This window comes from Prevotella falsenii DSM 22864 = JCM 15124 (assembly GCF_000613945.1).
GTDB classification, from domain to species: domain Bacteria; phylum Bacteroidota; class Bacteroidia; order Bacteroidales; family Bacteroidaceae; genus Prevotella; species Prevotella falsenii.
The window spans coordinates 113,451-135,826 of record NZ_BAJY01000001.1 but is presented as its reverse complement, the minus strand read 5'-3'; the positions used below and the strand labels follow the sequence as shown (position 1 = coordinate 135,826).

Sequence of the window (22,376 nt, the reverse complement as noted above, 5' to 3'; positions counted from 1 at the left end):
TTCAATGGCAGCGTCAAATAAGAAAGATATAGCATTAAAAACTTTGCAACCAATGTTTTCTTTGGTTGCAAATGTTGTGTTGGCATACTTGGTTTACTTCATTGCCCGGGTGGTTTATCTGCTTGAAAACTATTCTTTCTTCAAAGAAGGGTCAGACTTTGGACATTTGACGAGAATGTTCCGGGGTGGCTTAATGTTCGATACCACAGCCATTGTGTATAGCAATGCCCTCTATATCTTGCTGATGCTGTTTCCGATTTGGCTGAAAGAAACAAACGGTTATCATCGTTTTTGTCGTTGGTTGTTCGTTGTCGTGAATGGCATTGGGTTGTTCTTAAACCTTTGCGATGCCGTTTATTTCCCCTTTACGCTGCGCCGAACCACAACGAGCGTATTCCGAGAGTTCGACAACGAGAACAACTTGGGAGGCATTTTCACCACAGAAGTTGTGAACCATTGGTATTTTGTGTTGCTTTTCATCGTCGTAGTATGGGGCATGTATCGACTTTACAGAATGCCACAGAGCCATGCTTCCGACTTCAATACGCCTCAAAAGAAGTGGCAGTTTGCAGGAATTAATTTCCTATTGTTGGCTCTTGCTGCTGTTTTTTGCGTGGGCGGAGCACGTGGCGGATTGCAAAGCGGCGTGCGCCCCATTACGATTAGCAATGCCAACGAATATGTGAAACGCCCCATTGAATGCGCTTTGGTGTTGAATACGCCTTTTGCACTGATGCGAACCATTGGCAAAAGCATTTTTAAAGTTCCTTCAACGTTCGCTTCTCTCGATGCGTCTGCAAAGTATTTCAATCCTATTCACACGCCAAATGCAAAAGTAAAAGCCAACAAAAAGAATGTTGTTATACTGATTGTTGAAAGTTTCGGGCGTGAATATATCGGTGCTTACAACACGCAACTCGAAGGCGGACGCTATAAAGGTTATACGCCAAACATAGATAAACTTATCGAGCAAAGCACCGTCTTTGAGTATTCGTATGCCAATGGACACAAGAGCATCGACGGAATGCCGTCTGCTTTGTGTGGCATTCCGATGTTCATAGAACCTTTCATACTTACACCTGCGTCTATGAACGACTACACTGGCATTCCCGGACATCTTTCAAGGTGGGGCTACCAAACGGCTTTCTTCCACGGAGCCAACCGCGGTTCAATGGGATTTCTTGCTTTTGCCAATAAGATAGGCTTTCAAAAATACTATGGCAGACAGGATTATGCTCAGGATAAACGCTTCGGCGGCGATTCCGACTTCGATGGAAACTGGGGCATTTGGGACGAACCTTTCCTGCAATACTATTGCGCGAAGATGGGCGAAATGAAGCAACCGTTCATGACGGCTTTGTTTACGGTTTCAAGTCATCACCCTTTTATCGTTCCGGACAAATACAAAGAACATTTCAAGGAAGGGCAGCTGCCTATCCACAAGTGCATTCGTTACACCGATATGGCTATCGGTCGTTTCTTCGAAAGTGCCCGAAAGCAACCTTGGTTCAAGAATACCATCTTTATATTGGTAAGCGACCACACGAACCAAAGCAACCACCAACAATACAAAACCGATATTGGAGAGTTCAGCGCACCCTTCATTCTCTACGACCCATCGGGAGAAATAAAGCCCGGAAAGCGTGCCGGCATAGCACAACAAACAGACATTATGCCGACCGTCTTCGGTATCTTGGGCTACAACAAGCCTTATCTCTCATTCGGGTGCGACCTTCTCAACACACCACCGCAACAGACTTACGCACTCAACTATATAAACGGAGTGTATCAATACACGAAGAACGGCTACACAATGCAGTTCGACGGCAACCGAGTAACAGGCATGTACAGTCTGAAAGACCTGCTTATGCAGCACAATCTCGTAGGCAAAGTGCCCGAACAAGCAAAGATGGAACGCGAGTTAAAGGCTGTCATCTATCAGTACATGTACCGCATGGTGAACAACAAACTTAAATAAACACCAACCATACTTGTATATTGTGCAGCACAAGCTTTTGTTGAAACGTGTCCATAGTATGAAGCATTAACGAACAAAAAGGAATGAATATCAAAAACAAAATACTTTATGGAATGGCATACAGCTTTTGGTTCGCCCTATCGCTGTTGCCATTCCGTCTTCTTTTTTTACTGTCCGACTGTCTTTATTTCTTTGTTGCAAAGGTGGTGAAATATCGCCATAAGGTGATTTGGAAGAACCTAAAAGAAAGTTTTCCCGATAAGACAGAAACCGAATTGCATACCATCGAGCGCGGCTTCTACCATTGGTTTTGCGACTATCTTGTAGAAACCATCAAACTAATGACGATGTCGCCTGACGCCTTACGCAAGCGAATGAAGTTCACGGGCATGGAAAAATTCAACGAAATACTGAACAACGGCGGTTCGTGTGCCGTATATTTAGGGCATTATTGCAATTGGGAATGGATTACCTCGCTGCCTTATTGGATTCCCGAACACGTGCAATGCTGCGAACTTTACCACCCATTAGAGAACGAACCCTTAGACCGTTTGTTCAAAAACGTGCGCGAACGGCAAAACGCTCTCTGTATTCCCATGCAGGAATCGCTACGCAAAATCATCGGTTTCAAGCGTAACAGCAAGTCGCTCGTAGTAGGATACATTGCCGACCAAGCACCGCTTTGGTGGAACATACACCACTGGGTAGACTTCCTTCACCACGATACGCCCGTGCTTACAGGTGCCGAACGCATTGTTCGACACACCAATCAAATCTGCTTCTACGGCTATATGCGACGCCCCAAACGTGGCTACTATGAGTGCGAAATGCAGCTTATGACCGAGACTCCTACCGAAGCAGCCGAATACGAGATAACCGACATCTACTTTCGTATGCTTGAAGAAAACATAAAAAACGCTCCCGCCTACTACCTATGGAGCCACAACCGCTGGAAGCGAACTCGAGAAGAGTTTAACCGGAAATGGGAAGAAGTAGACGGAAAAGTATTGAGAAAGAAACAAACAGATTAATTCAACATCGTTTTAAAACAACAATGAACACACCACAACCGAAAGACGAGAACCGCATAAGTCCTGAAGAAACAAAGGAAATGCAACACATTATCTTAGGCATACTGAAAGCTATCGATAAGGTTTGCCGCGAACACAACCTGCAATACTTTATGATTGCGGGTACAATGCTTGGAGCCGTGCGCCACCACGGCTTTGTTCCATGGGACGACGATGCCGATGTAGCCCTGCCGCGCCACGACTACGAGGTGTTGTTAGCGCACGCCAACGAATGGCTGCCTGAAGAATACGAACTTGTAGACTACACGAAAGCAAGCCATTACCCTTACCAATTCGCACGCATACAAGACAAACGCACCACCTACATACTGCGTCGCAGCTTCAAATTCTTAGGCGGCATTCCCGTAGATGTATTCCCTATCGACGGAATGACCGAGAATAAACTCGCCCGTAAGTTCCATTATCTACGTTACGACTTCGTGAACAAGTTCCTCTATTACTCGCAGCGCGACCCTTACAAGCACGGAAAAGGCATTGGCTGCCTGTTCTATAAAACCCTGCAAAAGATACTTTCGCCACAGAAAATACATCGGACGCTCACCAAAATACAGTCGGAATACTCATATTTAGATAGCAAACTGGCAGCTGACCACGACAACCGACCCGAACGAGGCATACTTCCCAAGGAAGTCTACGGTACGCCTACACCCATCAACTTCGAAGGAGTGGAACTCATGGGCGTAGCCAAGCCCGACGCCTACCTTTCTTATTGTTATGGCAACTATATGGAAATACCCAAAGAAATACCGCCACAGAACTTCCGCTACATGGATATGAAGTCGCCCTACAAAGACTATAAAGGTTCTGTTTCGATGAAGAAAGCGTAAGTCTATGCTTTCTTTGTTTCATCGTTATTACAATTCGATACAACTTTAATATTATAAAAGAGAATGTGGGATTGCCCTTTCAAGGACAGTCCCGCATTGTTTTTTAAAGCAAGTTTTCCGATGCAGCAATGGCAGTCTATTACGCTTACTTTGTAAAGATAATTCTCTTAAAAAGTGATAATTGCGCTTTGACGTTGCGAAAGCGGCTGTTTTGCGATGCAAAACCTACGCTTTTACCGTGCAAAACCTACGGTTTTGGAACGCAAAACAATAGGTTTTGTAATGCATTGGTAATAAGATAGTTGAGCGATAGTTGCGCTTGTGAAAAATGTTTACACATTTTGCACCCTTTTTCTACTCCATTCTCTTGTAATATTGCAGTATCTATCGTTTTATTTTTCCAAAGGTTTTAATGCTTGTGTACTTACGCCAAAGGTTCAGTTTGCGCTGCCGTGGCACACCGTTGCGCTGTATAAAGTCGCGTGCAGCGTTTAGCATGCGGTGCGCACACTGCCCGTCGAGGTAAGGGTCGTAGTTGTTTATCACCCATTTGCGTAGGGCGGCAATCTCCTTGTTTGTAAGTACGTCGTCGTAAGCCTCGCACAGTTGCGAAGCGTCGGTAATGTTTTTCCAATACAAATCTTTCGATATGGCGTTGAGCGTGATAACGGGTTTGTCCATCAGCAGTGCTTCGTAGATGGCAGACGAGGTGTCGCTCACCACCACATCGGACATCAGCAGGTACTTTGTAAGAGCGAATTCGCCCACCATTATTATATTTTTATGGCTGTCGGCAAGTGCCCGGCATGCTGCCACCCATTCGGTTTTCGTAAGCGGGTGCAGTTTTATGATAATCAGAACGTTGCGTGTATCGGCAAGTTTTCGTAAGTCATCGAGAATAAAAGGTATCGATGTCAGCTTGGGCGAAAACGTCGGTGCATAAGTAACAATGCGTTCGCAAGCGTGCTGTTGCAGCAGTTCTGCACGCTCGTCGTCGAAGTCGTGGCGATGTGCAAATATGTAGTCTTGGCGCGTCCAGCCGGTTTCCACCACCGAGAAGTCGCCATATTTCTTTGCCAATGCCGAGAAATGGTTTGTAAAGTAAGCCCCTTGCGTACAATAAATATCGAAGTAACGGCGTATCACCCAATGGTCTTTCTTCTCCGCAGCATAGCCGTGGAATATCTGAATTTTCACCCCCGGCAAGTAGTAAGGCACAATATTGCCGGGCACGTAGATGGCTTCAGGACTGAAATCGAAACTCTCCTGCATGCTGTTTGTCCACCTCACACTGTCCTTTAATGGAAATTCGGGTATCTTTTCTCGGTGTACATACCACAACACTTCGTTGCCGCCCTCTCTGTCGGCTTCAGTTTGAATAGGCTGCAGAATATCTACGGCATATTTGTTCTCGCAAAATAGTAAAATGCGCATTGTTGTTATATTTTTGTGCAAAGATAGTTTAATTCAACGACAAAGCGAAAAAAAAGCTGTAACTTTGCACGAATATAATAATATAAGGTAGTTATGAATATGCTTAATTTCACAGTAGGACCCGTAATGTCGGCTGACGCAGTAAGAGAAATAGGTGCAGAGCAAGTGCCGTATTTCCGCACCTCTGAGTTCTCCGCTACGATGAAAGAGAACGAACAACTTATGAAAGAGTTTGCAAAAGCAGACGACAATGCTCGCGTGGTATTCATAACAGGTTCGGGCACCGCTTCTATGGAGGCTTCGGTAATGAACCTTTTAACTGCCGACGACAAAGTTTTGGTGGTAAATGGTGGTAGTTTCGGACAACGTTTTGTAGATTTGTGCGAACTGTATGCTATTCCGCACACTGTCATCAAGATGGAAACAGGTCAGCAAATCACTGCCGAAATGCTCGAGCAATACGACAATCAGGGTTACACAGCTTTCCTTGTGAATGTCCATGAAACCTCTACGGGAGTGCATTACGATATTGATTTAATCAGCAAATTCTGCCGTCGCAACAACCTTTTCCTACTTGTCGATGCCATTAGCTCCTTCCTTGCCGACGAGTTCGATATGAAACAACTTGGTGCCGACGTTATGATTACAGGCTCGCAGAAAGCCTTAGCCTGCTCCGGGTATTTCCATAATCGTGCTTTCGCCACGAGCAATCGAGCGCATCGAACGCAATGACGTCCGTTGTATGTACTTAAACCTGAAAGACGCATTGCGTAATGGCGAACGCGGACAAACACCTTACACCCCTGCCGTGGGCATATTGCTGCAAATTCATTGTCGTTTGAAAGAGATAGAACGCAATGGCGGCGTAGCAGCCGAGATAGAGCGGACGCGCAATTTAGCCATGGACTTCCGCAGGAAAATAGCCCATCTGCCCTTGGAACTTATTACGCAATCGCCTTCGAACGCCGTAACATCGCTACACCCGTTGAACAATTCGGCATTCAGCATATTTGAAACACTGAAAGACGAATATGGTATTTGGGTTTGTCCGAACGGTGGCGACATGCGCGACACAGTGTTCCGAGTAGGGCACATCGGTGCACTGACACCCGCAGACAACTCTACACTTGTAGCAGCCTTAGATGAATTACATAGAATTGGCAAACTTTAAACAACGATGAAAAAGGTTATTACCTACGGAACTTACGACCTATTGCACGAAGGACACGTGCGTTTGTTGAAACGAGCAAAGGCTTTGGGCGACTATCTGATAGTGGGCGTAACAGCCGATACCTTCGACCGTGAACGCGGAAAGATAAACGTTCAGCAATCGCTTGTGGAGCGAATAGAAAACGTAAAGTCCACCGGCTTGGCAGACGAAATAGTCATAGAGGAGTACGAAGGGCAGAAAATAGACGACATAAAACGTATGAACGTCGATATTTTCACCGTAGGTTCAGACTGGCGGGGCAAGTTCGACTATCTTTCCGAATACTGCGAGGTGGTTTATCTCGAAAGAACAAAAGGCATTTCCAGCACCGAACTGCGCTCAGACTTACGCGAAATACGCATCGGACTTGTTGGCGAATCGCCCATTATCAACAAATTCGTACACGAAAGCAAGTTCGTAAACGGCATAAACATCAGCGGTGTCTACACCGAAAACGACCGAAAACTGGGTAATCTGCGCGATGTAGTGCCACTGTTTACCCGTACTTACACCGAACTGCTCGAAGTTTCAGATGCCGTTTACATCGTTTCGCACCCGGAAAAGCATTATGCACACATAAAAGGAGCATTGCTATCGGGGAAGCATGTGCTATGTGAGTCGCCCATTTCGCTCAACAACGAAGAGTGGAAAGAACTCAACAGTATTGCAGAAGAGCAGAGCCTCATCTTGATGGACTCTATAAAAACGGCTTATTCCATGGCATACGACCGCTTGTGTCTGCTTGCAAAGAGTGGAAAAATTGGCAAAATATATTCCATTGATGCCACCTGCACAAGCCTTTCGCACTACAACACCGAAGATAAAGACGAACTACCATACACATGGAATAGCTTTTGCGCATGGGCACCGACGTCGCTTCTGCCCATCTTCCAGCTGTTAGGAACCGATTATACCGATAAAACCATCTGCACACACCTTATCGACGATGCGCCAAACTTCGATACTTTCACCAAAATATCGTTCATTTACCCTCACGCAGTGGCATCGTTGAAGGTCGGACAAGGCATAAAATCGGAGGGCGAACTTGTTATTTCGGGCACAGAAGGCTACATCTACGTGCCTGCACCGTGGTGGAAAACCGACTATTTCGAGGTGCGCCGGGAGAATTCAAGTGACAACAAACGCTACTTCTACCAGCTCGATGGTGAAGGCATTCGTTACGAATTGCTTACTTTCATCAAGTCTATTCAGAGCCAACGCAACCTTTCTTACGTCAGCAAGGACGTGTCGGAAGCCATTACCAACATCACTTCCGACTTCTACGAGCGTAAGGACACAGTGCTGATATAATGCTCTTTGGGTTGTAAAACATTTGTAAGTACAAAGATTTTTGCCTATATTTGCAGAACAAAAGATAAAGTATATGTTGCGTTATCCTATTGGCATACAAACTTTTGCCAACATTATTGAAGAGAAATGGAAGTACATTGACAAGACAGGATATGTGTACGACCTTGCTAAAAATACGCCAGATTATGATAACTTCTATTCTCCAGTAAAGGCTGAAAACATGAATGCCTGCCACTTGCACCCTCAACTGTATAGATTTACACATATTTGCAGAATAAAAATCAAATGCTTATAAAGAAGAAAATCCTCCAATTAGTGATGCCATACTACAGTAAAGTTTTCAATCTTTACCGTAAAGTGCTAGTCTTATTATCAAAAACAACTTTTAAATATAATAATGATAAAAGGTTTGAGCATCAACATATGTGTATCGTTACGATAGCTTTCAATGAAGAAAAGCTAATTCAGAAACAAATACAACTAATAAAGCAACATATAACCGATAAAGGATTTAAACACATTATCGCCGACAATTCGGCGAAAAAACAAAAAAGAGGGCTTATCAAAAATGTATGTCAAGAAGAAGGTGTTGATTACATAGCACTGCCAAGATACATTCATAGGCTTGCATTTCACAGAATTTTCTGGGACGGAATGTCGCATGGAGCAGCTCTCAATTGGGTCTTTTATCATATTATCAATGCGATAAAGCCTAATTTCTTTACTTTTCTCGATCACGATCTATTACCCTTTCAGAACTACAACCTATCTGAGACTATTGGTGAAAAAAACTTTATTGGTGTGGAACGTCTAAGAGACGGTGGCTGGTATCTATGGCCTGGGTTCAGTATATACAACTATGAATACGCAGTTCAAAAGAAACCAGACTTTCTTCCTATCTTTCAAAAAGGTTTCTTCTTAGATGCGGGAGGAGGGAATTATCTCAAAATGTTTAAAGAATATGACCCCAAAACTGTTGATTTTTTACATTCTAAAACATATCGCATCAAAAAAACGCAAGACCTAAAAAGCTATAATGACATTTATCACGGAGACTGCATACAAATTATAGATAATGCATGGCTACATATCATCAATGGGTCAAATTATGCACATATCAATGGAAAAGAACAAACTGTAAAAGAAGTCATTGAAAACATTAAAAAATACACTCAAATAAATTAATGATATAAGGAAAGCACTTCCTTTTTTTACAAGCCCCAAAGTGCACAATCGAGGCAGTGCAGATATATCCACATGGCTTATTATACAGGCGAAAAGAAGATAATAAAGGCATAAATATTTTTCAGAAGCGTATGTGTTGTCTAACAAGCTTGCTGTCAGCACATTGCAAAACCTAAAGAAAAACGCTTGAAGTACCTGGCAAACGGCACCGTAACCGTGCTTCGCGCAGGTCGGACAGTGAAATCATGACCATTCCGGTACTGTTCCATACCCACCGCTTCCGCGACCTCAAGTCCTTCTATCGGGGCTATATCTTCCGACACATATTTTAATATCTGTGATAGAACAGCTATATTTATCGGTACTACGCAGCGGCATTTGCCGTAACTCCATTGCGACGATTGCCGTAACTCCGTTGCGATGATTGTCGTAACTCCGTTGCGATGATTGCCGTAACTCCGTTACGACTTTGGCAGCTGTTTAGGAGGGTGTTATTGGGGGACGGAGATAATTGAAAATAAGAAGAGGATATGCCAAATGGAACTTGGCATATCCTCTTGGATATAAATGATTGAATCGAAGTCTAATCGCCGGCGATTACTTGCCCAACTTCTGCTTTAAGAGTGTTGGAATTTCGTGTGTTTCACGAGCAACCGGAATACCGGCAGCTTCGAAAGCAGCTACCTTTTCTGCAGCAGTACCGGAACCGCTTGAGATAATAGCACCTGCATGACCCATTTGCTTGCCCTTTGGTGCTTCGCGACCGGAGATGAAAGCTACAACGGGCTTTGTTACGTACTGCTTGATGTACTCAGCTGCACGCTCTTCGGCATCGCCACCGATTTCGCCGATGATTGCAATGCTGTCGGTTTCGGGGTCGTTCTGGAACATTTCGAGCAACTCTTGGAAGTAGAGACCTACGATAGGGTCGCCACCTACGCCGATAGCTGAAGATTGTCCCATACCTTCTGCAGTTAGTGCAGCAACAACTTGGTAGGTCAAAGTTCCTGAACGGCTGATGACACCTGTATGTCCCTTCTTGAAAATGTTTGTCGGCATAATACCCACCATGCTTTCTCCCGGAGAAATCAAGCCCGGACAGTTAGGTCCGATAAGCTGTGCGCCCTTAATCTGGATATAGCGGTAAGCCTCAACCACGTCGAGTGTGGGAACGCCTTCGGTAATACAAATAATCAATTTGATGCCTGCATCAGCAGCTTCGAGCATAGCGTCCTTTGCAAAAGCAGCAGGAACGAAGATTACTGATGTATTGGCATTGGTTGCTTCAACTGCGTCGCGAACTGTATTGAACACAGGAATGCCTGCTACTTCTTGACCGGCCTTGCCGGGTGATGTGCCACCTACAACGTTAGTACCGTATTCTTTCATCTTGGTAGCGTGGAAACTACCGTCGCGACCTGTAATGCCTTGAACGATAAGGCGTGTATCTTTGTTAATTAAAATACTCATTTTTTCTCAATGTTTAAAAACGAAATAAATTACTTGCAGAGGTCTACTGCCATGTGGCCAGCTTCGCTCATTGTTGTAGCAACGTGGAACTTGGTACCCTTGAGCAATTCGCGTCCTTCAGCCTCGTTGGTACCCGTAAGGCGGATAACGATAGGCATATCGGTTTCAATGAATTTGAAGGCTTCGATAAGTCCTTTGGCAACGTCGTCGCAACGTGTGATACCACCAAAGATATTGATGAGAACTACCTTTACGTGTTTGTCTGAAAGGAGGAGCTTCATTGCTTCTACAATCTTTGTTGGGTTAGAGCTGCCACCAATGTCGAGGAAGTTTGCAGGATTGCCACCATAGAGCTTAATCATATCCATGGTAGCCATAGCAAGACCGGCACCGTTTACCATGCAGCCAATTTCGCCACCGAGGTTTACGTAGCTGAAACCTTTTTCCTTAGCTTCTTGTTCTTTCTTTTCGTCTTCTGTTGGTTCGAAGAGTTCGAACACGTCAGGGTGACGGAAGAGTGCGTTATTATCGAATGTCATCTTTGCGTCTACTGCAGAGAGTTCGTCTTGTCCGGTAATAACGAGTGGGTTGATTTCTGTCAAAGAAGCATCTTTCTCTACGAAGAGACGATACAAATTCTTGAACAAAGGCACAGCCTGATTAACGTACTTCTTATCGTCGAAGAGCTTGAAAGCAATCTCGCGAGCCTTGTAGTCGTTCAAACCAACTAATGGGTCGATTGCGATTTTGGCAATCTTTTCCGGTGTTTCCTTAGCCACTGCCTCGATGTCCATACCACCTTCGCGGCTAACCATGAAGATAGCTGACTTTGACTTGCGGTCGGGAAGGATACTAACGTAGAACTCTGACTTGATGTCGAGTGCTGCACAAACAAGTACGCGGTCTACGATGAAACCTTTAATATCCATGCCGAGGATATTACTTGCATGTGTGCGAACTTCTTCAGCAGTCTTGCCCAACTTCACACCACCGGCCTTACCACGACCACCTGTGTGTACCTGTGCTTTAACAACAGCCAGTTCTACACCCAGTTCTTCGTATGCCTTTACGGCTTCTTCCGGTGTGCGGCAAACGATACCGCGTTGTACTGGAATCCCATAACTTGCAAAAAACTCTTTTGCCTGGTATTCATGAACTTTCATAGTAAATGTAATTAGTTAATACTATATTGTTATTTTAATTGTCTTTTCCGAATGTTCTGAAAGTGAAACACCTTGCTTGACAGCAATTATATTGGAAGAATTGCTTATGCGGCATAAGGCGTACTTAGTTTTTTATCGTGCAAGGCGTAATGCCTTTTACGCAACAAATTTACGAAATTACTTTCAGTTATGAAAATTGTAAAAGCCTAAATTATGTTATACGTTCCACTTTTATAATGTTTATGGGCGCATAATCTTAGACTGAAACCCAAAAGAGGGTATGCCCTTGGTGTCAGGGAACACCCTCTCCGGATATTTTAACCCCAATAGGTCATTAGGACGCCTTTGCTTATATTTGTCATTACCGTCGTGCTTCCTTACTGCTTTCGTCCGCTTGCCGGCAGATGCGCAGCCATTCCATCTCGCCGTAGCCCGCTACGCCTTCGATGAAATGCCGGCACATCTGCTCAACAATCGAACAAAATCAGTCAAGGACTCTAATGACCGATTGGGGTTTGATATAATTCTGTCAAAGATAATTTACTTAACTTCCCAGATGTCGTTCGTTTCGAGCAACTCTGAAAAGTTGTGGTAAGGCTTCTTCGTCTTCACCTCTTCTATCTGCTCCCAAACTGCTTCATCGTAGGTAGGAGCTTCAACATCGCGGATAATTCCCAATGCTACAGGGAAGCCGTCCTTTGTATCCATCATTGCTAACTTCAACTGCAAGGTATCGTCTTCGCAGTGTGCATCATGAACGAGAATATCGTCGATGGTGTAACCGTCTTCACCTATCTTCACAACCTTCAAGCCAAAGCCTTCTTGTACCAAGCCAAATTCGTTGTCTACACCGAAGATTAACGGTTTGCCGTGCTCCAGATAGATAGCATTGGCCTTACGTCCTTCCTTGTTGTAAACTGCATCGTGGCAACCTTCGTTGAAGATTACACAGTTCTGAAGAATTTCGCAGACTGCTGCACCTTTGTGCTGCTTGGCAGCTTTCAATACAGCAATGGTTTCAGGTGCATCGGTAGCAACTGTACGAGCGAAGAACTTGCCGCGTGCACCGAAGCAGAGTTCAGCCGGACGGAATGGGTCTTCCACCGTGCCGTAAGGACTTGACTTAGAAACGAAACCACGAGGGCTGGTTGGAGAGTACTGTCCTTTTGTTAAACCATATATGCGATTGTTGAGAAGGATAATGTTAATATCGATGTTTCTTCTCATTGCATGAATGAAGTGGTTACCACCGATAGCCAATCCGTCGCCGTCGCCTGAAACCTGCCAAACCGTAAGTTTTGGATTTGCAACCTTTAAACCTGTTGCAATCGCAGCTGCACGACCGTGAATGGTCTGCATGGCATAAGTGCTGACATAATAAGGCAAACGGCTTGAACAACCGATACCTGAGATAACGGCAGTTTCGTATGGAGGAACTCCTAACTCTGCCATTGCTTTATGTAAACTCGCCAAGAAGAAATGGTCGCCACAACCGGGGCACCATCTTGGCTGACCTTTCTTATAATCTTTGTCTGTATACTGAGTCATCTTGTTTTCCTCCTTAATTATTGTAAGATTCTTGAATAGAACGTACCACCTTCGTCCTTTGGTGCAGGAAGTGTCAGTAAGCGTTCGAAACCTTGTACAAGTTCTTGAACAACAAATGGCTGACCCTTCACTTGGTTATACTGATATGGAGCGAAGTTGTTAATGCGGATACGAAGCAATGCTGCGAGCTGACCGAGGTTCTGCTCTGCTACAACCACCTTTTTGTAACGAGACAATACTTCGGCGGTGTTCTTTGGCAATGGGTTTACATACTTAAACTGCGCGAGTGCAATCTTGTGTCCCTTTGCACGAAGTTCCTGCATTGCTGAATACAAGTGGCCGTATGTACTGCCGAAACCTACGATGAGCAAGTCTGCATCGTCCTTATCGCCTTGTACTTCCAAGTCCGGAACAGGTATGCGTGCAACTTTGTCGAAACGCAAGTTGTCCATAAGGTGATGGTTTTCTGCGTCAGTCGAGATAGCACCTGTCTTTCCGTCCTTCTCAAGACCACCAAGGATATGCTCGTAGCCTTCCATTCCCGGAATAGCCCAATAGCGAACGTTGCTATATTCGTCGCGTTTGTAAGGAGTATATTTATAACGTTGTGCTTCCGTAGCATAGTGAGGACGGATTTCCGGAAGGTCTTCAAACTGTGGTAACTTCCAAGCTGAAGAACCGTTTGCAATGAAAGCGTCAGTGAGCAATACAACAGGAGTCATGTATTCGAGTGCCATCTTACAAGCTGCAAAGGCTGCATCGAAGCAGTCCGTCGGACTTGTAGCGGCTATTACAGGCATAGGGCTTTCGCCGTTACGACCGTAGAGCACTTGCAAGAGGTCAGTCTGCTCGCTCTTTGTAGGAAGACCGGTAGATGGTCCACCGCGCTGAACGTCGATAATAACGAGTGGCAACTCGTCGATAACAGCAAGGTTCAAAGCCTCACTCTTCAAGCAGATACCGGGACCTGATGTAGAAGTGGCAGCCAATGCACCGGCAAACGATGCACCGATTGCAGATGCTGCACCTGAGATTTCGTCTTCACATTGCACAGTTACAACGCCCATCGACTTGTGTTTTGCCAATTCGTGAAGAATGTCTGTTGCAGGTGTAATAGGGTAAGAACCCAAGAAGAGGGTCAAACCGGCCTTTTCAGCAGCAGCCATTAAGCCGTAAGCAGTAGCCTTGTTACCTGTAATGTCCATGTAACGGCCTGCCACCTTCTCCTTAGTTTCAATGCGATAGGTGTTGGGAACCGATGCGTGAACGTTGTGTCCGTAGTTGTAGCCGGCAGCAACAACTTTGATGTTAGCTTCGGCAATGGCCGGTTTCTTCTTAAATTTATCCGTCAAGAAGTTATTAACCAACTCAAGGTCGCGGTTGAACAACCAGCAAACCAAGCCGAGTGCGAACATATTACGGCACTTTAGCATCGCCTTGTTGTCCATTCCTGTGTCAGCAAGGCAGTCCTTTACCATCTTTGTGATAGGACAAGCAACCACACGGTCCGGGTCGATACCCATTTCTTTCAAGTAATCATCGGTTGCAAAGTCCGCTTTCTTCAAGTCGCGTGAACTGAAAGAATCGGTGTCGATGATGACCGTTCCTTGTGGTTTACAGTTTTTGTACTGAGTTTTAAGGGCAGCTGCATTCATTGCTACCAACACATCGCATTTGTCGCCCGGCGTATAAACCTTACCGGCACCGATGTGAACTCTAAATCCACTAACTCCCGTGAGTGAGCCTTGCGGGGCACGAATGTCGGCAGGATAGTCCGGAAATGTAGAGATGCCATTACCCACAGTGGCAGAAACATTTGAGAAAATGTTACCGGCCAGCTGCATACCATCACCCGAGTCTCCGGAGAACAACACTACAACGTGTTCCAACTCTTTCACTTCGATTTGTTCCTCCATAGAATTATTTCCTTGTTTTATTTATGGTTAGATTTCTGGTGTAAAGGTCTATATAATTATTGAATTGGCAAAATATTTAGCGATAAAAAAACAAAATAAAAAACGTTTCGCCCTTGAGCGCATGCTCACGATATGTATGCTATTCTGCTTTTATACTTACAGAATGGTGCTAAAATGTTGATTTTTAACGGCAAAACGCCTATTGTGGCATTTAATAACATCAAGTATGTAAAGTTTCGGATAATGTGAGTTCGGCATAAGGCAAACAGACTAAAAAGGTAATCTTGCAGATGTTTTTAACTCCAATCGGTCATCAGTGTCCTTTACCGGTTTTGTTCGATTGTTGAGCAACTGTGCCGGCATTTCATCGAAGGCGTAGCGGGCTACGTCGAGATGTAATGGCTGTGCAGATGCCGGCAAGCGGACGAAACCGGTAAGGAAGCATGACGGTAATAACACATCTAAGCAAAGGCGTCCCAATGAGCGATTGGGGTTTAAGCAGGTCCGCTAATGAAGCCGTGAGAGATTTTCCGTTTAATCTTATAAAGATAATTCCGTTAAAAAGTGATAATTGCGTTTTGACATTGCGAAAGCGGCTGTTTTGCGATGCAAAACCGCCGCTTTTGGAACGCACAACAATAGGTTTTGTAATACACCGGTGGATAAAGAGTTAAGCGATACTTATGCTTGTGAAAAATATTTATACCTTTATTATCTTCTTTTCGTTTATGAATAATGCGAGTTTGGTGTAGGAATTTGCGGACGAAAACACTTCACTTTTTCTTGATTATAAGCGCATTAAATAATAATCAACTCTTTCTTTAAGTATCTTTTCGCTTGTTTTATATGCTCTTATACTTATTTCCGTGAGGCTATATTCACTTGAAAGCCCCACGGGAACTAATTTTTTGCCAATTCACGGCTTATTTTCCATTTAACTTAAAAGAAACCGGCAACTGGAAATACACGGCAACCGGCTTTCCTTTCATCTTACCCGGAGTCCATTTGGGCATTGCAGAAATCACACGAAGTGCTTCTTTATCGAGTGCCGGAGAAACGGAACGCGCAATCGCAGGCTCTACGACTTCACCTTCTGCCGATACAATAAACTTCACAACAACAGTTCCTTGCTCATTGTTCTTAACAGCTTCTGTCGGATAGCGCAGGTTTTCTGCCAAATATTTATGCATGTTTCCATTGAAAGTAGGCATAACATCAGTGCTGTTATACACTTTCTTCGGAGCTTTCTTGGGTGCTTGCTCTAACAGTTCTTCAACCGCTTCTTCAGTCTGATTTCCTACTGCTTCAGGAACTGTTGCTTCGCTGTTGTTCTCTGCCAATGCTTCCATCTTGCCGTCGGTGCTTTCAACTTGCTCAACAGGCTGCACGCTCTTTTGGTTTTCTGCCACTGCTGCCGGCTTGTTGTCAGATGGCAAAGCCGCCTTCTTTCCTTGTTCAACACTCGCCTTTACCATCGGTATAGCCTTCGCAACTTTTGCTATGTCGCGTGCAACCGTTTCGATGTTGCTCACAATAAGCAGTGCTGCTGCCAACGGAATGTAAAGTGCATACTTTGCTTTTGCTATTCTCTTTGTTCGTTTTTTGTTCATCATTTTGATACGCTTTTTAAGAGGTAAAACATTAAAATTATTTGATATAGTAGCTACATTCTTTCTATATGCCAATCCAAGCAAATGGTATTGGTATTCCTTGCTGTCCGTTCCACTTGCCAAGACATTGTTGTCGGCAAGAAATTCAAGGTTCAATCGCACTTCACGCTTCAGCAACCACACAAACGGATTTGCCCAAAAGGCAATGGCAAACAGTTCTGTAAAGAGAATGTCTACGGAATGTCGCTGCCTGCAATGTGCCAATTCGTGTGTCATTATTTCGTCGATTTCCTGTTTCTTATGCTTCGTCGGATTAATAAAAATCCAGTTGAAGAACGAGAACGGTCCCTCGTTGCTTTCCAATAAATACACCTTTGTGCCGTTTATCTCTGCTGTTTTGCATTTGTTTTTCAGCCTTACGATGGAAACCAGCTGCCACAAAAAGCGCAGCAACAACAGGCAAACCACCATATTATATATAACCATCGCCGTGCTTTCCCAGTTCATTGCACCTCCGTTACCCGGTGTTATGGTTATGGCAGGCAGCACAATGGCAGCATATTCGTTTGCCATCGACACCATTCCGACGCTCTTGTTTATCCAATAAGAGCAGTTCAGCCCCGGCACCAACATCGCAACAAAATACATTCCGATAAGCGTTGCTCTGCGCCACGAGAAGAATGTATCGCCCGAAAACATCAGCTTGTAAAAGCCGAAGAGTACGATGAGTGCAATGTTTAGTTTAAATAGGTACATCGTCATATCCGTTACGTGTTAAGTTGAATGTTGTTGAATATATACTTTCAGATAGGTTCGGAAAGTTGCCTTTATGGTTTTTGCCTTTTATTCGGTATCTTTTCCTTTTTCTATCTCGCTGATAATGTCTTTCAAATCATCCGGCGAAATCTTGTCTTCTTTCGCAAAGAACGACACCATCTCGCGGAACGAGTTCTTGAAATAGTTGCCTACGAAGCTGCTCATGAAGTCTGATTTATATTCGGTTTGCGCTATCTTCGGCGTAAAATGGTAAACCGTGCGATGCTGTTTCGCCGTTACATACCCTTTGCGCTTCAGATTGTTCATCACAGAAGCCACCGTTGTGTAGGGTGGTTTTGGTTCTTCCATTTGCTGCAGTACGTCTTTTGTAGTGCAGTTGCCAAGACGCCATATATGCAACATAACTTCTTCTTCTTGCTTTGTTAGCTTTTCCATATTCGAATTTGGTTTAAATGTTTCTGCTGCAAACTTACGATTAATTCGTAGTAGATGCAAATTTATCACGCTAATAAATGTTAATCGATTGATATTTTCTGCTGTTTAACAGTTTGATACGAATAATTAGTACAGATAGAACAGCTAAGCAGGCAACCATATAGTTCCATCTTTCCGAGTAAAAAGAACTTTTTGCTCTCTCGTGTTACAGCCTCTGCGCACCTTATTAAATAGGCGAAAATAAAGCGATAAAAACGTAAATATTTTTCATAACCGTAGAGACTGTGTAACTATCTCTTTGTCAGTGTATTACAAAACCTATTGTTTTGCATTCCAAAACCGTAGGTTTTGCACGGTAAAACCGTAGGTTTTACAACGCAAAACCTACGGTTTCGCAACGCCAAAGCGATTATATCACTTTTTAACGGAATTATCTTTACAAAATTAAACAATAAAAAGCTCTCACCGTTTCATTAGATGTTTGCTAAAAAAGTCTGCAAGATAGCCTACTCGGAAAAGTTGTTGCACCTTCGACAAAGAGGAATTTGGTCTGTCGTTCCTATCTGCCACCACAATAAACTGACAGTATTCGCGGGGCGATTTTACTAAGCAACCGATGCAAAGCCACACCGATAGTGAGCATTACGAGCGGACTAAACAGATAAATGGTGAAGGCTTCAAGCGCATTGTGCGGGATTATTACGCCACACTTGAGCAAAAAAAGTATGCCACCCTGCACAATGGTATGGTAAGCAAATACAAAGAAAGCGGCATCGGTTAAGGTAGTTGGCAGTGGAAGACGAACTTTACCTTGTTGCTTTCGACGTTCTAAAAACCGTGTTACCATCGAAACCGTGAAGACAATCAAGCCTGCATACATTAAGTTTGCACTGTCTATTTGCCACGAAAACACGGCAAAAAGCAGTCCGCCCCACTTCAACGGACGCATAACATCGACAAACTTCACTCGTTTAATGCTGAAGAATGCACCAAAAGAGAAGAACAACAGCCCTTGAAAGCTAAGTCCGGGCATGTCGTCTATCCAACGTGAAGCATAAAGCAAGGCAACGAACAGCAATATGGGCACCTCTTTTCGCATGCCGGCAAACCAACGTAGCACCCTATATATAATAGGTGTAAAAATGCAAAGCACCATTAAGTCGCGGAGAAACCAAAACGGAACCACCAAAGGGGCGGCTATTCCGCCTTGTGAACCAATTCTGCTAATATCCCAAAAACAGAGCAGCCAGTCGGAAAAAGCAAAGTTCACGATGGGTTTATCTACAATGGCAGTCCGGTTCGGAAAAAGTTCTTCCCCAATAGACAGTAGGAACAAGAACGTGAAAATCCAAAGAACATAGGGTAAAAGTAATGAAAACACACGTCTCGACAGCTTTTGCAGATACAATTCTTTAGAGAATGTGCCCTCGCGAAAGAACAATGCGCCACTGATGAAAAAGAAAAAGGGGTTCGCCAGCAGTGCCAACGAACCCGATATAAAGTCTATGACAGCACCGATAGTTGGAAGTTGCGGACCTATTCCTGTTAAATCGGTTGTCCAAAATACGTTCCAATCGGCACTGACGCCACGAAAATCAGAGTGAACAAAGAGCACCAACACTACCAAAGGTAGTCGCAAGAAGTTGATAACTTGCGACTGAATGTCGGCAGTGTTCATACTTACGCGCATCGTTTAAGCCTCGTCAGCCAACAATTTTGCTGCCATTTCGCGACCTAATCGCCAACATTCGGCTTTCACCTCTTCGTTCAAGGCTTGTCGCATCTCTACAGGCTCGCCCACTTTCTCGAAGTGTCCGCGTGTTTCGTTCCATTCTCCGATGGCTGTAACGGCTCTGCTTGCCCAGCCGTAAGACCCGAACCAGCCGATATAGTGGTTCTTTATGTCGTGGTTGGCTATTTCGGAGAGCAGCACTTCCATTTCGTGATACAAGCCGTTGTTATAGGTTGGCGCGCCCACGATAAGTCCTTTGTAGCGGAAAATGTCGCGAAGTATATAGCTGTGTGGCGTTTTCGATATGTTGTACATCACGATGTTCTTCACGCCTTCAGCCGAAGCGGCACGCGCAATCTGCTCGGCTACTCGTTCGGTGTTGCCGTACATCGTGCCGTAACAGATGACAAGACCCGGTTCGGTTTCGTATTTCGACATCTTATCATATAGGGCAACCACCTTTTCCACATTGTCGTGCCATACAGGACCGTGTGTAGAGCAGATGTAATCGAACTTAACGCCGGCGAGTTTCTTCAATGCGTTCTGCACGGGTGTGCCGTATTTTCCGACGATATTAGAGTAGTAGCGCACCATTTCGAGCCAATAAGGTTCCGGATTGATGTCTCTGTCGCTGATTCCGCCGTTCAATGCGCCGAAGCAACCGAAGCCGTCGCCGGAGAAAAGTGCCGACTCTTCGCCTTTATACAGCGTCATCATCGTTTCGGGCCAGTGCACCATAGGCGTCATGAAGAACTGAAGCGAGTGGTTTCCGAACTCCATTACTTCGCCATTCTTCACTTCTATGGTGTTTTCCTTTATGCCGTAAAAGCCCGACATAAGGTCGAATGTCTTCTTATTTCCAATTACTTTAATATCGGGATAATACTGCTTCAATAGTGCCAATCCGCCCGAATGGTCGGGTTCCATGTGATGGATAACAAGATAGTCTATCTTTCTGTCGCCAATTACTTCTCGTATGTTTTCAATGAATTGCACGAAGAAGTCTACTTCTACTGTGTCCATCAGTACAACTTTCTCGTCGTCGATGAGGTAAGAGTTGTAGCTTACTCCGTCAGGCAATGGCCACAAGCCTTCGAAAAGCTGCTTGTTGCGGTCGTTTACGCCTACATAGTAGAGCTTGTTTGTTATTTTTATCATATTGTTTGTTGAGTTTTTGTTTTGCAAATGTAGCACAAATCGGGCACATTTCAAAAAGAAAATCACTAATTTTGCAGCCATAATGAAATATAACACAACAAGGTTAGAGAACGGTTTACGCATTATTCATCTGCCTTCCACCTCGCCCGTGGTTTATTGCGGTTATGAAATCAATGCGGGAGCAGCAAGCGAAACGGCAACCGAGGAGGGTATTGCCCACTTCTGCGAGCATGCAACGTTCAAGGGAACAGGGCGTCGGGACAGCTTGGACATTATCCGCTGCCTCGAAAATGTGGGCGGCGACTTGAATGCCTACACCACGAAGACATCTACGGTTTACCACTCTGCCATTCTCAGCGAGCATTTTCCGCTGGCGGCAGACCTGCTTTCCGACATTGTCTTCCGCAGCGTTTATCCGCAGAAGGAGATTGAAAAAGAGGTGGAAGTGATATGCGACGAGATAGAATCGTACAACGACAGTCCTGCCGAACTTATCTACGATGAGTTCGAGAACCTGCTTTTCAAAAATCTTCCCTTAGGGCACAGCATTCTCGGAACTGCCAAAACGGTGCGGCAGTTTACTTCGGAAGATGCAAAGCGGTTTACAAACAGGTACTACCGTCCCGACAATTCGGTTTTCTTTGTCTATGGCGATGTAGATTTCAGCCAAGTGGTTGCGCTTTTGCAGCAGCACACGGGCGACATTGTTCCCGCCGAACCTCTGCGGCTCGACTATACCGAAGACGCTACGGCAACCGTCGTGAATGGTGCGGAAACGTACCGGGCATCGAATATTGTGGTGCATAAAAAGACGCATCAAGCCCACGTAATGATTGGTACGCGCGGCTATTCGGTTCACGACAGCCGACGCATAGCCCTCTACCTGCTCAACAATATTCTGGGCGGACCCGGCATGAGTGCCCGTTTGAACCTATCGCTGCGCGAGCGGAACGGCTTGGTTTACACAGTAGAAAGCACCTTTGCATCGTTCAGTGCCACAGGTATGTGGAGCACCTACTTCGGTTGCGACCCGCAAGACACTGCCCGCTGCATAGCGTTGGTGCACGAAGAGCTTGAAAACATGGTGCAACGCCCGCTTTCCGACGAAGAACTCGACACGGCGAAGCGTCAGATTAAGGGACAAATAGGCATAGCCTGCGACAGCCGGGAAAGTTTCGCCCTCGACTTCGGAAAAAGCTTTCTGCACTACGGTTGGCAGAAAGACATTACAAACCTTTATGCACAGATAGACAAAGTTACGGCGGCTGACATTCAGAACGTAGCAAAAGATTTGTTTTCAAAGGAAAAACTTACCACACTTATCTACAAATAACGACAATTTCATCGCTTCAAAACCGGGCATTTCTCACTCCAAAAAGTGCCCGGCGCAGCCATGTTTTTACCTAAAAATTGCCTCTTTTGCAACTCGCTGATAGTAAGCGAATTGCAAAACCTATATACTTTCTTTGAAAAACGATAGTACTTTTTCGGTAAAACGTCCGTACTTTTTGAGCGAAAAGTACGGACGTTT

The 22,376-nt window shown here is 44.7% G+C and carries 20 protein-coding genes and 1 pseudogene; 11 read left to right on the top strand and 10 right to left on the bottom strand.

Annotation, left to right across the window (positions count from 1 at the left end; genetic code table 11):
- Positions 1-4 precede the first annotated feature (4 nt).
- The 3 genes from JCM15124_RS00590 to JCM15124_RS00580 all read left to right on the top strand — a co-directional run bounded on the left by JCM15124_RS00590 (position 5) and on the right by JCM15124_RS00580 (position 3,896).
- The gene (locus JCM15124_RS00590; protein WP_024997870.1) at positions 5-1,978 is read left to right on the top strand and encodes an LTA synthase family protein; all 1,974 of its coding nucleotides are present in this window, start codon (positions 5-7) and stop codon (positions 1,976-1,978) included.
- Positions 1,979-2,061: 83 nt separating this feature from the next.
- Positions 2,062-3,009 carry a lysophospholipid acyltransferase family protein gene (locus JCM15124_RS00585; RefSeq protein ID WP_024997869.1) on the top strand — a complete coding sequence of 316 codons (948 nt, stop codon included), beginning with the start codon at positions 2,062-2,064 and terminating at the stop codon, positions 3,007-3,009.
- Between the two features lie 23 nt (positions 3,010-3,032).
- Positions 3,033-3,896, top strand: coding sequence for a LicD family protein (locus JCM15124_RS00580; RefSeq protein WP_036884770.1), 864 nt, complete (start codon positions 3,033-3,035; stop codon positions 3,894-3,896).
- Positions 3,897-4,280: 384 nt separating this feature from the next.
- Here JCM15124_RS00580 and JCM15124_RS00575 read toward each other — a convergent pair whose 3' ends face one another.
- Entirely contained in the window at positions 4,281-5,330 is a 1,050-nt protein-coding gene (locus JCM15124_RS00575; protein ID WP_024997867.1) for a CDP-glycerol glycerophosphotransferase family protein, read from the bottom strand.
- A gap of 93 nt (positions 5,331-5,423) precedes the next feature.
- Between JCM15124_RS00575 and JCM15124_RS16275 the strand changes: the two genes are divergently transcribed.
- The 6 genes and pseudogenes from JCM15124_RS16275 to JCM15124_RS17030 all read left to right on the top strand — a co-directional run.
- On the top strand, positions 5,424-6,062 hold the full coding sequence (locus JCM15124_RS16275) for an aminotransferase class V-fold PLP-dependent enzyme (protein ID WP_232220027.1): 639 nt from the start codon (positions 5,424-5,426) through the stop codon (positions 6,060-6,062).
- A 10-nt stretch (positions 6,063-6,072) separates the two neighbouring features.
- Positions 6,073-6,501, top strand: coding sequence for a pyridoxal-phosphate-dependent aminotransferase family protein (locus tag JCM15124_RS16270; protein WP_232220026.1), 429 nt, complete (start codon positions 6,073-6,075; stop codon positions 6,499-6,501).
- A 6-nt stretch (positions 6,502-6,507) separates the two neighbouring features.
- Complete coding sequence (locus JCM15124_RS00565; protein ID WP_024997866.1) at positions 6,508-7,851, top strand: adenylyltransferase/cytidyltransferase family protein; 1,344 nt, start codon at positions 6,508-6,510, stop codon at positions 7,849-7,851.
- 73 nt (positions 7,852-7,924) lie between these two features.
- Positions 7,925-8,146: an AAA family ATPase gene (locus JCM15124_RS00560; RefSeq protein ID WP_024997865.1), complete on the top strand. Its 222-nt coding sequence runs from the start codon at positions 7,925-7,927 to the stop codon at positions 8,144-8,146.
- Entirely contained in the window at positions 8,137-9,036 is a 900-nt protein-coding gene (locus tag JCM15124_RS00555) for a hypothetical protein (RefSeq protein WP_024997864.1), read from the top strand. Before JCM15124_RS00560 ends, JCM15124_RS00555 begins: the two co-directional genes overlap by 10 nt.
- A 182-nt stretch (positions 9,037-9,218) precedes the next feature.
- Positions 9,219-9,362, top strand: a pseudogene (locus JCM15124_RS17030) (IS982 family transposase); the annotation flags it as partial.
- A 271-nt stretch (positions 9,363-9,633) separates the two neighbouring features.
- Here the strand turns inward: JCM15124_RS17030 and sucD are convergent.
- Together sucD and sucC are read right to left on the bottom strand one after the other, a co-directional pair.
- Entirely contained in the window at positions 9,634-10,506 is an 873-nt protein-coding gene (sucD, locus tag JCM15124_RS00550) for a succinate--CoA ligase subunit alpha (protein WP_024997863.1), read from the bottom strand.
- A 29-nt stretch (positions 10,507-10,535) separates the two neighbouring features.
- A complete protein-coding gene (sucC, locus tag JCM15124_RS00545; protein ID WP_024997862.1) occupies positions 10,536-11,669 on the bottom strand; it encodes an ADP-forming succinate--CoA ligase subunit beta in 1,134 nt (377 codons plus the stop codon).
- A gap of 280 nt (positions 11,670-11,949) precedes the next feature.
- Between sucC and JCM15124_RS15635 the strand changes: the two genes are divergently transcribed.
- Positions 11,950-12,264, top strand: coding sequence for a hypothetical protein (locus JCM15124_RS15635; protein ID WP_156930577.1), 315 nt, complete (start codon positions 11,950-11,952; stop codon positions 12,262-12,264).
- Here JCM15124_RS15635 and JCM15124_RS00540 read toward each other — a convergent pair.
- The 7 genes from JCM15124_RS00540 to JCM15124_RS00515 form a co-directional block, all read right to left on the bottom strand.
- Complete coding sequence (locus JCM15124_RS00540) at positions 12,210-13,217, bottom strand: 2-oxoacid:ferredoxin oxidoreductase subunit beta (RefSeq protein WP_024997861.1); 1,008 nt, start codon at positions 13,215-13,217, stop codon at positions 12,210-12,212. The two genes, JCM15124_RS15635 and JCM15124_RS00540, sit on opposite strands and share 55 nt — an antisense overlap.
- 17 nt (positions 13,218-13,234) lie before the next feature.
- Entirely contained in the window at positions 13,235-15,133 is a 1,899-nt protein-coding gene (locus JCM15124_RS00535) for a 2-oxoacid:acceptor oxidoreductase subunit alpha (protein WP_024997860.1), read from the bottom strand.
- Between the two features lie 270 nt (positions 15,134-15,403).
- Positions 15,404-15,592, bottom strand: a complete 189-nt coding sequence (locus JCM15124_RS15630; protein ID WP_156930575.1) for a hypothetical protein — start codon at positions 15,590-15,592, stop codon at positions 15,404-15,406.
- A gap of 464 nt (positions 15,593-16,056) precedes the next feature.
- On the bottom strand, positions 16,057-17,505 hold the full coding sequence (locus tag JCM15124_RS00530; RefSeq protein ID WP_024997859.1) for a M56 family metallopeptidase: 1,449 nt from the start codon (positions 17,503-17,505) through the stop codon (positions 16,057-16,059).
- 81 nt (positions 17,506-17,586) lie between these two features.
- Positions 17,587-17,955: a BlaI/MecI/CopY family transcriptional regulator gene (locus JCM15124_RS00525; RefSeq protein WP_024997858.1), complete on the bottom strand. Its 369-nt coding sequence runs from the start codon at positions 17,953-17,955 to the stop codon at positions 17,587-17,589.
- A gap of 559 nt (positions 17,956-18,514) precedes the next feature.
- Positions 18,515-19,645, bottom strand: coding sequence for an acyltransferase family protein (locus tag JCM15124_RS00520; RefSeq protein WP_024997857.1), 1,131 nt, complete (start codon positions 19,643-19,645; stop codon positions 18,515-18,517).
- A gap of 3 nt (positions 19,646-19,648) precedes the next feature.
- Positions 19,649-20,845: an FprA family A-type flavoprotein gene (locus JCM15124_RS00515; protein ID WP_024997856.1), complete on the bottom strand. Its 1,197-nt coding sequence runs from the start codon at positions 20,843-20,845 to the stop codon at positions 19,649-19,651.
- Positions 20,846-20,927: 82 nt separating this feature from the next.
- Between JCM15124_RS00515 and JCM15124_RS00510 the strand changes: the two genes are divergently transcribed.
- A complete protein-coding gene (locus tag JCM15124_RS00510) occupies positions 20,928-22,178 on the top strand; it encodes a M16 family metallopeptidase (RefSeq protein ID WP_024997855.1) in 1,251 nt (416 codons plus the stop codon).
- Positions 22,179-22,376 lie beyond the last annotated feature (198 nt).